Below are 15,434 nucleotides of genomic sequence, written 5' to 3' on the forward strand. Positions count from 1 at the left end.
GATAATTAACCTTTCTTCCCCTCCTTTTCTCCTTAAAATTCTCAGGATTCCGGCCAGGACTTATTCTTATATTCTGTGCCGGTTCGCGGGTCAAAACCGTTATTTTTGTTATACCCTTTACCCTCTACATAGGACAGATTATAACTGTCTCCGTTTCTTGTAATCCCCACGCCATACCAGTCTATATCAGACTGGTGAACAGAAGCTTTACTGTAGGAGCCTTCCGTGTCCACCGCTTTCCAAAGACCGTCAAACCCAACCTGGTTTGCCTTGTTCCCATAGCTCTTCCCATTCACTTTAGTTTGTCCATATACAGCTCCATTCACAAAACTATTGTCAAGCTTCGTGCCCGGTTTATTTTGAGCAAGAAGATATACGGTGGTTTTGTCATCCATCACCAGTACCCCGTTCTTAATTGCATCTTTCAGAAGCTCTGCCATATGGTCCGCATAGTTTCTGTCATCATTCCTGGCCGCTGCTTTCTCCGCTTCCTTTTTCGCCTCTTCCTGGGTTTTATTCACCTCTTCCAACAGGTTTCCTGCATGGTTGAAAACGGCAGAAATGTTGTCCCCATACCCCTGGGTGTAGATAAAGCTTCCGATGCCTACCACCAGTGCCAGCATGAGGGCATATTCAATGATGTTCTGTCCTTTTTCCTTCCACATGGTTCTCACCTCTTTACCGATCACCTATCTTGAAAACGATTTCTATCTACCTGTATTTTACCATTTTTCTATATGTAAGTCATTATTATACCCTTCCCACATAAAAAGCTGCCCTGCAGGGGCAGCCCGGGAAAATCGGAAAACACGGAGTATCAACTCTCCTTCCTGTGATGAGCCTTTTCCATGATTCCTATGACATGGAGAGAGATTTCATAAAAGAAAACGGCAGGCAGGGCCAGGAGGGACTGGGTGAGAATGTCCGGCGTAGGAGTAATCACCGCCGCCAGGATGAAGGCGGCCAGAATGACAAACTTTCTTCCTCTTTTGAGTGTCTTCTCCTTCACCAGCCCTGCCAGAGCAAGAGCCATCATAAGCAGGGGAAGGTTGAACATGACTCCGAAAGGAAGAATCATGAGCAGCACAAATTCCAGATAGCTTTCCATGGAAAGAAGAGGCGTGAAATTCTCCCCGCCGAAGGCCATGAGGAAATGGAGACTGTGGGGCATGACAAGGAAATAGGAAAATCCAATGCCTCCCAGAAAGAGCGCCACCGAGAGGGGGACGAAGAGAATGGTCCAGGTCCGTTCCCTGTCCGTCATGGCCGGCAGGATAAAACGCCAGAACTGGAAGAAAACCACCGGCGACGCCAGGATGAAACCGGCGATTACTGCCGTCTTCATATAAATGACAAAGACCTCTGCCGGCCGGGCAAAGTAAAGATGGCCCGCCGGTGCTGTAAGAAGGGAAATGAGGTTTTGAATGAAGAAAAGACAGATCACTGTACCGGCCAGCACGGCCGCCAGTGAATAGAGGATCCGTTTTCGCAGTTCCGCCAGATGGCCGGTGAGGGGCATATCACCGGCTGCTTCACCGGGAGCTGTCATTTTTTAGCGCCTTCCGTTTTCACTTCTGTCCCTTCTGCCTTCACCACCACTGTCTTTTGTGTATCCATATTCACCGCATCCTTGAATTCATGCATGCTTTTTCCCAAAGCTTTGCCGATTTCCGGCAGCTTGCCGGGTCCAAAAACAATGAGACCGATAACCAGGATGAGAAGCAGTTCAGGAATTCCAATACCAAACATGGGAAGCCTCCTTTATGAAAAACAATTGAATTTCCTTCCATCATAAAGGAAAGATTTTCCGATTTCGTCAAATCTTTTTATGGACTTTGTCATATTCTGCCAAATTTCTGCAAATTTACAAAAATCTGACGGTCTTTGTCCTTATTTTTCCATACCCTGTTATCTCCTTTGCAAACCACAGATACACTGAGAGGAAAGCAGGAAATCCCCCTTTTCCGGATTTTCCCCTGCCCTGCCGGTCATTTGCAATCCGGCTTTTATGGTAAGCGGACCCCCGCTTCTGTCAATTGAGGAGGATGAATCAATGAGTGAATCCATGATGAAAGAACCTATTTCCAGAAGGACTTTTCTGAAGCTGGCAGCCGGCAGCGCCGCCGGTGCCCTTCTTTTCCATTTCCCCTTCCAGGCCTCTGCTGCCGAGGAAACCGCTAAGACTCTGGAAATCAGACCCTGCGCCCTTTCCGCCCTGCCTGCCGCAGAAGAATCTGCCAAAAATTCTCCCCTGGTCAAGGGTTCCTTTAAGGACATTATCAGTCAGGTCAATACCATTCATGACAGCGGCCTGAAATCGGCAGTTCTTTCCATGATCAACCATCCGGAGCCTTCCTTCATGGAAAACTACAGCTCCTCTTCCACCATCCAAAAGATTTACAATAAGCTGGTGGAAATGAAGCTGGCAGATCCCTCCAAAATTACTGCAGAAACCCTTCTTCCTCCCCTTCCGTCCCGCCTGCAGCCCTTTATGACTGCCCCGGGCAGCGGCTACATGAGCCACCATCCCTATCCCGGCGGCCTTGCCACCCATGTATCAAGCAACCTGCATATCACCGCCGGCATCTGCCGTACTTACAAGGATGTGTTTGGCTACCATGTGGATTATGACACCGCCATGGCAGGCCAGGCCCTCCATGACATTGAAAAGCCCTTCGTATTCCAGTGGCAGAAGGACGGCAGTTCCCGCAAGGAATACACCCTGGCCGGCCAGGGTGCCCACCATGTGTTAAGTATTGCCGAATCCATGTACCGCGGCATACCATCCGAAGTGGTGGTGGCACAGGCCTGCGCCCACGGTGCGCCTTCCAACCCAAAGGATGAAGGGGATGTGGTGGGCTGGATCAAGGCAGCTGCCCTGATTGCCGGAAAAGATCCCGTCCGCCATGGTTACCTCCGGAAGGATGGAGAAGGCCTTCCCGCTCCCCACAAACAGGAAGGATACATCGTTCATCTGGGCGACCATGACTGGGTTCTCACTTCCCCGGCATCCCAGAAGTCCATTGCCCTCCTGAAGAAAGCGGCCTCTTCCCTCTACGGTATCGATGCCGAAAAGAATCCTAAAAAATTCAACCGCTTCCGGAATTATATCGGTTCCCAGGTTTCCTTCATGTACATCAACCACCTGTCCTCCTTCCCTGACGGAGAAAAGCAGATTGAAGGACTGGTAGAAAAAATTGTAATCAAGGACTGAGTCTGAATCTTCCCACCCTGTTCTGGCAGCCGGTGTCCCCATGCTTTTGGAAAAAGCAATCAAAAAGGAGCTGTGAAAAAATGATTACCATTTTTTACAGCCCCTTTTGAAATGCCGGAAATTCAGGAAAGAATTCTTCTCCAGAAAAAGTAGTAGGCAAGGCCAAGAAGAGAAGAAGAAAGACAGATGACGCCGTACATGAAGGGATAGCCGAAGGCATTGGCTGCCACGCCCAGCACTGCTGCCGCCAGGCCTACGGAAATATCGAGAGACCAGAAATAGGTGGACGTAGCCACCCCTGCCCGGGATGCCGGGGCGCTCTGCACTGCCAGCGTCTGGAAAGCGGGAGCCAGAGCGCCAAATCCGATTCCCAGCACCGCTGCTGAAAGGAGAAGGACCGGCAGATTTCCTGCCAGGCTGAAAAGGATGAAGCCCAGGGAGAAAAAGGCAAATCCCGGATACACGGTAGCATTGGGGCCATGATGGTCAAAGAGATAGCCCACAAAAGGCCTTGTCACCACGATAACCAGGGCAAAGACCAGGAAGAAAAGACTGGTGCTCCCGCCCATGCCCAGACTTCTGGTATACATGGGGATAAAGGTCAGCACGCCGCCGTAGGCAAAAAACACAAGACCTCCCAGGATTCTGGTCATAGGTCAAGTCTTTTTTTTGAAGAAATTTATTATTTTTTCTTAAAAAAGTGTAACCTTAACACACCACCGGGTAAATTGATTTTTTCGAATATATTCCGGCGTTCGATCTTTCTATTCCAACGTTACCATTACTTTGTTATCGGAATACAGCTGATGTTTATCCAGTAATGTAAAGATCAGCCGGACGATCTTTCGAGCAACGAGATTGAGTGCGGCCCTGTATGGAAATAGGGTCTTACGACTGCGAATACGTTCATATGCCTCGCGATATTTAGCGCTGTAGTTTATGATCTGTCCTGTAGCTAAGAGCACATAATAGCGGAGATACACATCACCGGCTTTTGACAGATGCTTAACCGGGCTTTCTGATTGACCGGATTGCTTTCCTCTCCAGGTTAATCCTATGTATTTAGCTAGGGCATCATCGGTTTTGAACCGCTTGATATCGCCAATTTCCGCTAGGAGCCCTCCGGCTATGACTGGTCCGACGCCGTCGATTGACAGCAGGATCTGATATGAGTCGCTTGAAAAACTTTTGGCCATTGTCTCAATGGACTTGTCCAATTTCTTTATTGCAGCCTCAAGAGAGTGTATAATGAAAAAGGACACGGATAATCCCGAAGTCAGTGGCTCATAAACCCTTTTGTCCAACCGATAGGAATTGCGGGCTGCCTTCTTCACTTTTTCGACGACATCTAAAGGATGGGAAAATCTTCCGTGTCCTTTTTCTGTGATGAAATTGAGCAGTTCCTCATCGGACAGACTGAGGATTTCATCAGGGCCCTGAAAGGTTGTCAGCAGCTCCTGGCAGGTGGTGGTCCATACATTACAAAAGGGATTCTCTCCTGTCATAAGTCCGCTGCATTCAAGGTAGATGCTGTTTCCGGTCGAGTTCTTCACTATTCCCATGAGTTTGGCGATGCGGAATCTCAAACGTGTAAGTACCCGCAAGCCAAGCAGTTCTGGCCCTTTCCAAGGGCGTGACCGGATTTTGTTGGAACGCGCATAATCGGCAATAACCATGGCATCGACATAGTCGTCTTTCCCTACATCCGTAAAAGTTTTCTTGTAAGCATGAATCTCTTTGGGATTAACGGAATAGACGATGGCTGGGATGTGTCCGTTAAAATGTGCAACGGACAGAAATGTTGCCAGGTGAAAAGAATAAACCGAAGTAGCCTCTAACGCAATGACAACCTGTATGACATCAGGATAGAATTTCAAGAAGTCACTGACTTTTTCGACAATTCCTACAGATCCAGCAGGAGTGTTAGGAGCGGAAAAACGCAGATGCGCGTGCCCAGGATGGTCCTCAGGGGAAAAAGGCATCGCATGCACAACGTTCTCTTTCATCGAAACGTCTATACCAACAAACAAAGAATGGAGTAATTCATATTGTTTCATAATCGCACCTCCTTCCTGGCAACATTCATGAAATAGGAGAAGGAATCCTGATCTCAAACTCCCTCTAAAATCTCGTTAATAGGCAATCACCCGTGGAGGTAAATCGTTTACTGGAAGAAGCTCCGCCCGGGGCCGCAAATTCTGAAGTAGGCAGAATGGGAGAAAGAGCCAGGCGAGAATACTGAGCTGGCGGTAGAACCGCAGGATGACTTGGTCGTCTTCTGAGCTATTCCATGTTACTTTCATCGTAGCACCAGGATTCCCTACCCATCAAGATGGGCAATGGAAGTATTTGACTTCATGCCCTACACATACTATACGAGGATGACGGAAGGAAGGGCTCTTTTTTCTATGAAATCACTGATATGGAAACCCTTTTGCCTTTTTCCGCCAGGCAGGATGGTTTCATCGGGCAGCTTCTTTCCGTTTCCTGCCACAATGGCTCCCAGCGCCAGCAGGGCCAGGAAAATAAAGAGAGGATGAGCTCCCAGGTAATCCATAATCAAAAGTCCCACCAGCGGCCCGATGACCATGGCCATGTTCCCGCAGACCGCAAAATAACCGATGCCCTCTCCCTTACGCCGCCGGGGAAGCACAAGAGCTGCCATGGCTGCAGAGGCAGTGGTGCCCAGAGCAAACACGGCGCCATGGACAAGGCGGAGAAACCATACCGCATGAAGCGAAGAGGCAAAGTAGAAACCGGCCATGAGCAGGAAAAACAGGAAAGACGCCCCCAAAAGAAGTTTCTGCTTGTTTACCCCATCAATAATCCGTCCCGCCAGGGGCCGGCAGAGCACCGTGCCGATCTGGAAGCAGGTCATGGCCATGCCTGCCTCCCACTGCCCCTTCCCTAAATCGTCCATGATGAACACAGGAAGAGCGGCGATCAATATGTACTGGGACATAAAATAAAAGAAATTCGTGAGTCCCATTCCCACGAATTCCCGGGTCCAGATTTTATTTTCCGACATAGCATACCTTTCATTATTATTACGACAACGAAGTAATCCTATTGTATCATAAAATGACGGAAAGTAAACAGTTTCAGAGATTCCAGTGCTCGTGGATATCATGGGACTTTGATCCCCTGGGCCTGCCCTTTTCTTCCTGCGGTTTTCTATCTGTCATAGTATAATGAATATATTACAGGGTGAAGGGAGATAGAGTGATGGGACTTCATTTTATATTCGGCCGCGCCGGCACGGGAAAAACGGAGCGATGCTGCCGGGAAATCAGGGAATACGTGGAAGGCCATCCGGAGCGGAAGGCTTTTCTTCTGGTGCCTGACCAGGGCACATACACAGCAGAGTACCGGCTGGCAGAATCCTTCCCCGGCAAAGGATTTACCAATGTGACGGTGTGCGGTTTTTCCCGCCTGGCCTACCGCGTATTTCAGGAGCTTCATTCGCCGGTGAGCGATGCCCTGTCACCGCTGGGACAGCAGATCATTCTCCGCCGTCTTCTGGAGGAAAACAGGGACCATCTGCAAATGATGATGAAAGCGGCTTCCCAGCCCCATTTTTCTGAAGAGCTGACGGGCTTTTTCCATCAGCTGGATATGTTCTGCGTATCAGAGGAGGATCTGGAAAACGCCGCCATGGCCCAGGGCGACACGCCGCTGGGGCGGAAGATGAAGGACCTTTCCCTCCTCTATCGCGCCTACCACCGGTACCTGAAAGACCACTTCGACTACCAGGGGAGCCTTTTCGACCTGCTGGCCCGGGAAATTCCCAAATCTCCCACCCTCCGTTCCTCCCGTGTATGGATTGACGGGTTCAACGGCATGGCGCCCCAGAAAATCCACATTGCTTACGCCCTTTTACACACGGCAGAAGAAGTCACCATGACACTGCAGATGGACAGGCCGGAAGAAGCGGCAGTCAATCCCAATTTTGCCCGCCCCTTCCATCTTTTCTCCCTCCTTTCCGCAGAGGAGCGCCACTTTTCATCCATTCTCCTGTCCGAGGACTGCCGCTTTGCTTCTCCCCGCCTGAAAGCCATGGCCCGTTTTTTCTTCAACCGGCGGGCAGCCCATTCTCCCCTTCCTCCAGCAGCCACGCCGGCACCCGACGAAGGGCTTCACCTCATCACTGCCTCCCACAGGGCTGAGGAAGTGGATTTCATTTCCAGAACCATTTTGTCCCTGGTGCGGGACCGGCATCTCCGTTTCCGGGATATTCTGGTCCTTCTCCGAAACCCAGAGGACTATGACGATGCATTGGAGCGGTCCTTCAAGCGCTATGAAATTCCCGGATTCATCGACCGGAAGCATCCTATGAACAACCATCCCCTGGTGGTGCTTCTGGACAGTCTGGTCCGTTTCCTCACCGCTGAATGCAGCCGGAAAAACAGCGGCTGGCAGCGGGAAACCATTTTCCGCATGCTGAAAACCTTTCTCCTCCCGGAATGGCAGGAGGAAGAGGTAGACCGGCTGGAGAATTATGTGCTCTCCCATGGCATCCGCCCCTGGCAGTACCACGAACCATGGGAATTCCGCACCTACCGGGATCTGGATGCACCTGCGCCTGCTCTTTCCGAAAAAGAACAGGCCGAGCTCACAGAGGTCAATGCCTGGCGCACCCGCCTCACTGCTATGCTGGACGAACTGGCAGAAAAATGGAGCCAGAGCCCAAAGTCTAAAGACCGCTGCCGCCTCCTCTACCAGTGGATGATGGACAAAAAGATACCGGACACCCTCTCAGCCATGGATGAAAAGGAAGTGCTCCGCACCAACCTTCGTCCTCACCTGCAGGTGTGGAAGAAAATCCTTTCCCTTCTGGATGAAATCGTCCACACCGCCGGTGATGATGAGATTTCAGAAAAGAATTTCCTCTCCATCTTCGAAGACGGCCTCACTGCCCTCACCTACTCCACCATCCCCCCTACCCTGGACCATGTCACCGTCACCGGCATGGACAGGGGCTATGCCATGGAAGCTGCAGCTGTCTTCATTCCCGGCGCCGTGGAAGGGGAATTCCCCCGCCGCGTAGAAGAAGGAGGCTTCTTCACCGAGCTGGAGCGGCAGAAGATTTTCAAAGACAGCCGCCTCATTTTCGGCGAAAGCCTGCTGGAAGAAGTGCACAAGGAACAGTTCTTCACCTACCTGGCCCTCACCAGGGCAGAGAAGGTGCTGTACATGACCATGCCTTCCGTGAACGATGACCACAATGACACGGAGCCCTCTTTCCTCCTTTCCCAGCTCCGCCGCCTGGGCTATGCCTCGGAAGAACGCACCCTGACGCCGGAGGATCGGGAACATGACCGTTCCTATTTCGCCAATCCCCGGCAGGCCCTCTCCCTTCTTCCTGCCCTTCTCCGGGAAAAAATCCCCGAAGGAGGGTCCCCCTGGGCAGCCCTGGTCCGCTGGGCGGAGGACAATGGCAAAGGAAAAGACGTAAAGGAGGCCCTCTCCGGATACCAGTACAAAAACGAAGCGCCGCCCCTTCCGAAAGACCTGGCGGATCAGCTTTTCAAGCCGGGGGGCCGCTTCTTCGGTTCTGTCACCCGCTTTGAAAACTACCGCCGCTGTCCCTTCATGTACTTTGTCCGTTACGGACTTAAAATCGACAAACGGGACGAAGGGGAAATGGAATCCATGGATTTCGGCAGCTATCTGCATGCAGGACTCCACCAGTTCGGGCAGTCCCTGTCAAAAGAAAAGAAACAGTGGCGGGATGCCACGGACGAAGATATCCGGAATCTTTCAGAAACCATTGCCTCCCGCCTGGCCCCCAAGGTCCGCTACGGTGCCCTCCACGCCGACGGCGCCTCCCGTTATACGGAAAAGGCGCTGAACGAAACCTTCCGCCGCTCCCTTACATCCCTCCGCAAATGGAGTCAGAACAGCTCCTTTGACACAAAGGCGCTGGAAAAGGAATTCTACCTCCATCTTTCCGGCGAAAAGGATACGTTCACCCTGAACGGCAAAATCGACCGCATCGACAGCTGTGATGATGCAGTGGCCATTTTTGACTACAAAACCGGCCATACCACTGCCACGCTCCAGGAAGCAGTGGCAGGGCTGAAACTGCAGCTTCTCACCTACCTTTTGGACGTGGAAGAAGAAGGGGGCGGAGGCCTTCTTCCCGCCGCCCTCATGTACATCTACCTGTCCGGCGATGTGAAGAGCCTTCCTGCCGTGCCGCCGGGAGGAAAACCGCCGCTGAAAGATAAGGAGTATACCTCCGGCTGGATTCTTTCCGACACCGATATCCTGCGCCGCCTCGATGGTGCCGCCGGAGAGGAGGACTCCTTCCTCCCTGTCAAATTGTCAGGGAAAGGCACTCTCACCCAGACCGCCTCCACTCTGTCTGCCGAAGATTTCCAAAATCTTCTCACCATAGTGAAAAGAAAACTGCTGGAAATCTATCATCACATGGAAAAAGGCCATATCCCCATCCGTCCGGTACGATACAAAAACCAGGTACCCTGCACCTACTGCCCCTTCCATGCCATCTGCCGCTTCGATCCAAAAGGTGAAGGGGAAAGCTACGACTATGTCAATCTTCCCACCGACAGGGAACTGAAAAAACAGCTGGCGGAAAGGGCAATGGAGAAACCCCAAGGACCAGAGAGTTCAGAGGGTTCAAAAGGGGAAGGCTGACGGGGCCGGCGGCCCCGAAGGTTATGGCCGCTCCGCAGCAGGTTGTGTTCGCTTCGCTCAAGGGGCATCATTGGCCTTCGCCTCCGAGGGTGGTGATATCGCCATTTGACACGCCCTGATGGGCGTGTCGATTCAAAGGGTTCAGAGGGGGGTATCGCCTTCGGCGATGAATATGTATGCCGCTTCGCGGCCCCTTTCCCGCCGGGCTCGTCATGCTGAGCGGAGCGAAGAATCTCGGTACTCGAAGCATATGAGACAATCGGTAGTAAATACCGGTCTGCGGGAAGGAGCCTGCGTTACGCTTTCCTCCCCGCCTCCCACCCGTCATCCTGAACGTCAGCACCTGCCGATAGTGACACAAAAGTTAGTAAATACCAGCCAGCGTGGAGCCGGGAGCCGGAAGCCGACAGCCCCCTGACTCTCCCACTGTCCCACCAGCACACGAATACACCAGTCCACTACCCACCTCACTGAAAGGAGAAATACCATGAGTAACCACTGGACAAAAGAACAGGAAGAAGCCCTTTCGGTGAGAGGGAAGAATCTTCTTCTTTCTGCTGCCGCCGGCAGCGGAAAAACAGCGGTCCTTACGGAACGGATTGCCCGTCTGGTCAAGGATCCTGCAAACCATACGGATATTAATGAGCTTCTGGTGCTTACCTTCACGAAAGCCGCCGCCAGCGAAATGAAAGCCCGTATTTCCCAGGCTTTGTCTGACGCTTTAAAGGAAGCTGACGAAGCAGATGATGAAGGGCGGATCCGCCATCTGGAAAAACAGATCTCTCTCCTGGGAAGCGCCCAGATTTCTACGCTGGATTCCTATTTCCAGTCCATTATCCGCCAGTATTTCTACCTTCTGGACCTGGACCCGAAAACAAGGATTATTTCCGATGAAAATGAGGAATTCCTGCTGGAAGATGACGTACTGTCCGCGGTACTGGAGAAATGGTATGAAAAAGGAGATGCCCATTTCCTTGACACCGTCGACCTTTTTGCCGACCGCTACCAGGACCGGGCCTTAAAGGATATGGTACTCCGCATCTTCCATTTCGCCTCCTCCCTTCCCTTTCCGGAAGACTGGATCCGCCGCCTTCCCTCCCACTACTGCATTCCGGAAAAGGCCTCCATGGATGACCTTGCCTGGGACAGGCCGGTACTAGAAAAGCTCATGTCCCTTTCCGAAAAAATCATGGACTCCTATCGCCAGATATTTGCCATCATGGAAATGAGCCCCGCCGCAAAAGCAGTATACGGCGAGCAGATGAGCAATGAATATGCCTATTTTTCTACCCTTTCTGCCATGAAAAGTTGGAAGGACTGGTTTTTCCTGCCCTCTTTTACCTTTGATCGGCTGAAAAGTATGAGCAAGGCCCAGGCGGAAGCCTACCATTTTGCCAAACCCGCCGATTTCACCAAATCGCCGGAAGCAGAAACCATCAAAACCCTTCGGGACAGCGCTAAAAAGCTGTGGCAGAAGGAAATTGCCCCCTTTGCCCAGATACCGGAAAAGCAATGGATTTCTGAAACGGCAGCCATGCTTCCCACAGTCACCGTCCTTTCCCGTCTGACCCTGGATTTTTCTGCCGCCCTCAGGACCAGGAAGAAGCAGGAAGGCCTCATGGATTTCAATGACATGGAGCATTACGCCCTGGACATCCTTCTGGACAGGGATAATCCTCATTTCACGCCGGAAAAGGCGGCCCTTTTCCCTTCCGCTGCCGCCCTGTCCATCCGCCGCCGGTTCAAGGAAGTGATGATTGATGAATACCAGGACACCAACGGCGTGCAGGAACTCATTACCGCCCTGGTATCGAGCGGCAGCAGCCGCTTCATGGTGGGCGACATCAAGCAGAGCATTTACCGCTTCCGCCAGGCGGATCCCACCATTTTCCTTGAGAAATACCACACCTATTCCCTGGATAAAGACGCCCCTTGTCATCGAATCGACCTGAACCGCAATTTCCGAAGCGACGCCGCCATTCTTTCGTCCATCAATTTCATTTTCCACCAGATCATGACAGCCAAATCCCTGGAGCTGGACTACGGAGATGCGGAAGCCCTCTATGCCGGCCGCCACGAAGAAGAAAGGCCCCTGTCCTATGTGGGCGGCAGCGTTTCCATGGACCTCATCGACAGGGAGGGCCTCAAAGATGCGGAGGTGTCCGAAGATGTGAGGGACATGGAAAATATAGCGCTGGAAGGACGCCTCATAGCCCGCCGCATCCATGAAATCATGGACGGCGGCATGGTGATGGAAAAAAACGGCACCTTCCGGCCCATAAAATACGGGGATATTGTCATCCTTCTTCGTTCCATTGCCGGAAAAGGGCCCCAGCTCATGAAGGTGCTGGAAGAAAATCACATTCCCGCCGTTTCTGATAAGGAAGAAGATTTCATGGAAAACAGCGAAGTGGAAGTCCTGTGGGCCCTTTTAAAAATTCTGGACAATCCCCGGCAGGACCTGGCCCTGGCGGCAGTGCTCCGCTCCTTCTTCGCAGGGCTTGACGAAAAGGACCTGTCCCTCCTTTATCTGGAAAAGGTACGTCAGGGAGAGACGAACCTCTGGCCCGTCCTTACATCATCGGTTCTTTCGAAAGAAAAGGAAGAAAAGCTCCGCCGATTCCTCCACCATTACCGTGACTGGCGGGAAAACGGCATGCAGGACGGCACAGCGCCGCTGCTGCGCCGTATACTGGGAGATACGGACTACCTCACCTATGTATCCGGCCTTTCCGGCGGCGCCTGGCGGGCAGGGCATATCCTCTCCTTCTATCATCTGGCTCTGGAGCGGGACAGCGCCCCGCAAAGCGGGCTCTACTCCTTCCTGAACTATCTGTCCAGGCTGAAAAAGGAAAAGAAATCTTTCAAAGCCCTGGCTGTTTCCGCCATGCCCGACTCTGTCCACATTATGACCATCCACAAGAGCAAGGGCCTTGAATTTCCCGTGGTCTTCCTGGCAGATGCCCGTAAAGAATTCAACCTGCGAGATACCTGGCAGACTGCGATTTGTCATAAAGACCTGGGCCTTGGCATCCAGTACTACGACAAAAAGAACAGGGTCCGCTGGCCCAGCCTGTACTGGTATGCCCTCAGGGAAGCGTCCCACAGAGAAAACCTGGCTGAGGAAGCCCGCCTTCTCTACGTGGCCATGACAAGGGCCCGGGACAAGCTCTTCGTTACAGCGGTCATGAAAGACGCTGCCTCGGACCTGGACCGCTGGACCACGTCCCTTTCCTCTGCCGGATCCGGTGAGGCCCTTTCTCCCCTTCCTGCCCACCTCACGGCCAACGCCAAATCCTTTCTGGACTGGATCATGCCCGCCGCCCTGCGGCACCGCACCATGAAAGATGCCTGGGAGAGGGCGGGAAAAATCCCTTCCTATCGGAATGACGCCCCCTCAGACCACTCCCGCTTTTCCTTTTCCATCACCAGCCAGATGGACCTTCTCACAGAAGACGAAAAAGAGGCTTCCCTTATAAACGGAAAGGACAGCCTCCTTCCGTCACCAAAGGAAGAAAATCGGGAAGAAAAAACAGAGCTTTCCCATTTCCTCGCTCATCTTCCAGCCAAGGCGCCAGACTGGATGGACGCCCAGCTCTCCTGGACCTACCCCTGGCAAGGTGCCCTCGAAACGCCGGCCAAGCTCACTGCCACTGCCGCCGTGCACCTCAGGGAGCTGGCGGAATATGCAGCAAGCGATGAACCGCCGCAGCCGTCAGTGATACTGGCAGACGAAGGGGACAGCCTGGACGCAGACTATGCGGCGCCGCCCCTCTTCCTCTCAGGCGATGAAACGAAATACCAGGGCACCTCTTTCGGCACCCTCATGCATAAGGCCATGGAAATGATAGACTTCACCACCCTTCCAGCCGATGCAGAATCCCTGAAGGCCGCCCTGCGGCAGCTGGTGGAAGAGAAGGTTTTCACCGAAGAGGAAGGGAAAATCCTTCTCTCTCAAAAGAGAAAACCCAGCCCCCTGTCCTCCCTCCTTGCCTTCGCCAGAGGACCGCTGGCAGAAAAGATGAAAACCGCCTCCCACATCCGCAAAGAAATGCCTTTTTCCATCCTTCTCCCTGCCCGTTCCTTCTACCCGAAATGTGAAGAAGGAGAAAATATTTTCCTCCAGGGCGTTATGGACTGTCTTCTGGAATACGAAAAGGATTTCATCATCATCGACTACAAAACCGACCGCACCATGACAGAAGAAGAGCTGAAAGAGCATTATAAAATCCAGCTCCAGGTCTATGGAGAAGCAGCAGAAAAACTGCTGGGAAAACCGGTGTCCCACCTCTACCTCTGGTCCTTCACCTACGGGAAAGCCATAGAAGTGGAAAAGATGTAATGGGCCCTTTGGCGGCCCCGGGTTCACCAGCTCACTAGTCCACCAGCTCACTAGTCCACCAGCTCACTAGTCCACCAGCTCACTAGTCCACCAGCTCACTAGTCCACCAGCTCACTAAAAAAGAGCCCCCTTTGGGAGCTCTTTTTTGCACTATGATCAGATGCCCAGTGCCTCTTCTGCCGTAGCCGGCATTTCAGGCAGAGGGGTCTTGAACCATTTTTCATGAAGTTCATTCAGTGTGCCCTTCTGTTTCAGGTCGGCAATGGCTTTATTGACTTCCTGCTGCAGCTGTTTATTGTCCTTGTTGAAGCCGAAGGCGAAGTACTGGACCTTGGAGTCCGGCACATCCACCACCCGGAAAGCGCCTTTGCCATCGGTGGCTACGAAGTAATCGGCCGCCGGTTTATCCAGAATGCCTGCTATGGCGCCGCCGGCTTTCAGTTCCATAATAATATCGGAAGAGTGATCGAAGTTTCTTGTTTTCATACCCTTGTCCTGGGCGTAGTAGGCAGCTGTGGTGCCTACCTGCACGGCAATTTCCTGGCCCTTGTTCATGTCATCTACAGAGTGGATGTCACTGTCTGCCTTGGTGACCACTGCCAGCTTGGTTTCATAGAAAGGAGCCGCGAAAAGGATTTTTTCCGCCCTTTCTTTCGTAGCCGTCATACCGGAAGCAGACATATCCACTTCCTTAGACTGGAGGGATGGGATGAGACCGTCGAAGGCAATGTTTCTAAACTCCACATCCCGGCCCATTTCCTTTGCCACCGCCCTGACCACGTCGATTTCATAGCCTGTATAATCCTTGCCGTCCTTTGTTTTGAATTCAAAGGGCACATAGGTGGCATTGGTAGCTACCTTCAGCACATTTTTTCCGGAAGCGGAGGAAGCGGCCTGTTTTTCTCCGCCGCAGCCTGCCATCATGCCTGCCGCCAGCAGAAGAGCCGATGTAATCAATATGCCTTTTTTCCAAAGTTTCATAGGAGCACCTCATTTTTATGCAATTTATACGTTTTATGTAAATAATTATACACTCCCATGTTCCTTCTGTCTATAAGGAAGCATGGATTCATTCATAAAATCTGCTTTAATCAAAATTCTCATGCCCTGCATCGTCATAAGGATTCGTACACAGGACGGCTGTTCCCATGGCGCCTTCCCTCCATGGCATAAAAAGGGAAGAATCCAAAAAGGCCTCCAGGAAATCCGTGCTTTCTG

Annotated in this window: 10 protein-coding genes; 3 read left to right on the forward strand and 7 right to left on the reverse strand. The window is 52.2% G+C overall.

The window, feature by feature from the left end; translation table 11 throughout:
* Window positions 1-41: 41 nt before the first annotated feature.
* From NW747_RS01425 to tatA, 3 genes are all read right to left on the reverse strand, one after another.
* Window positions 42-665 (reverse strand): Flp family type IVb pilin, encoded by a 624-nt coding sequence (locus NW747_RS01425; RefSeq protein WP_273187695.1) that lies wholly within the window; start codon window positions 663-665, stop codon window positions 42-44.
* A gap of 152 nt (window positions 666-817) precedes the next feature.
* Window positions 818-1,549 (reverse strand): twin-arginine translocase subunit TatC, encoded by a 732-nt coding sequence (gene tatC, locus NW747_RS01430; RefSeq protein WP_273187696.1) that lies wholly within the window; start codon window positions 1,547-1,549, stop codon window positions 818-820.
* Entirely contained in the window at window positions 1,546-1,749 is a 204-nt protein-coding gene (gene tatA / locus NW747_RS01435; RefSeq protein WP_273187698.1) for a twin-arginine translocase TatA/TatE family subunit, read from the reverse strand. Before tatA ends, tatC begins: the two co-directional genes overlap by 4 nt.
* A gap of 304 nt (window positions 1,750-2,053) precedes the next feature.
* On the opposite strand from tatA, the gene NW747_RS01440 reads away from it, so the two are divergent.
* Window positions 2,054-3,214 (forward strand): twin-arginine translocation signal domain-containing protein, encoded by a 1,161-nt coding sequence (locus NW747_RS01440; protein ID WP_273187699.1) that lies wholly within the window; start codon window positions 2,054-2,056, stop codon window positions 3,212-3,214.
* A gap of 122 nt (window positions 3,215-3,336) precedes the next feature.
* On the opposite strand, the gene NW747_RS01445 is transcribed toward NW747_RS01440, so the two are convergent.
* The 3 genes from NW747_RS01445 to NW747_RS01455 all read right to left on the reverse strand — a co-directional run bounded on the left by NW747_RS01445 (window position 3,337) and on the right by NW747_RS01455 (window position 6,242).
* Entirely contained in the window at window positions 3,337-3,867 is a 531-nt protein-coding gene (locus NW747_RS01445; RefSeq protein ID WP_273187700.1) for an MFS transporter, read from the reverse strand.
* Between the two features lie 111 nt (window positions 3,868-3,978).
* Entirely contained in the window at window positions 3,979-5,271 is a 1,293-nt protein-coding gene (locus tag NW747_RS01450; protein ID WP_273186860.1) for an IS110 family RNA-guided transposase, read from the reverse strand.
* 314 nt (window positions 5,272-5,585) lie between these two features.
* Entirely contained in the window at window positions 5,586-6,242 is a 657-nt protein-coding gene (locus NW747_RS01455; RefSeq protein ID WP_273187701.1) for an MFS transporter, read from the reverse strand.
* A 197-nt stretch (window positions 6,243-6,439) separates the two neighbouring features.
* On the opposite strand from NW747_RS01455, the gene NW747_RS01460 reads away from it, so the two are divergent.
* Window positions 6,440-9,874, forward strand: a complete 3,435-nt coding sequence (locus NW747_RS01460; protein WP_273187702.1) for a PD-(D/E)XK nuclease family protein — start codon at window positions 6,440-6,442, stop codon at window positions 9,872-9,874.
* A gap of 487 nt (window positions 9,875-10,361) precedes the next feature.
* Window positions 10,362-14,216, forward strand: coding sequence for a helicase-exonuclease AddAB subunit AddA (gene addA, locus NW747_RS01465; RefSeq protein WP_273187703.1), 3,855 nt, complete (start codon window positions 10,362-10,364; stop codon window positions 14,214-14,216).
* Window positions 14,217-14,372: 156 nt separating this feature from the next.
* On the opposite strand, the gene NW747_RS01470 is transcribed toward addA, so the two are convergent.
* The gene (locus tag NW747_RS01470; RefSeq protein WP_273187704.1) at window positions 14,373-15,197 is read right to left on the reverse strand and encodes a basic amino acid ABC transporter substrate-binding protein; all 825 of its coding nucleotides are present in this window, start codon (window positions 15,195-15,197) and stop codon (window positions 14,373-14,375) included.
* Window positions 15,198-15,434: the final 237 nt, after the last annotated feature.

This window comes from Dialister succinatiphilus, from assembly GCF_928721695.1.
Classification (GTDB): Bacteria; Bacillota; Negativicutes; order Veillonellales; family Dialisteraceae; genus Dialister; species Dialister succinatiphilus.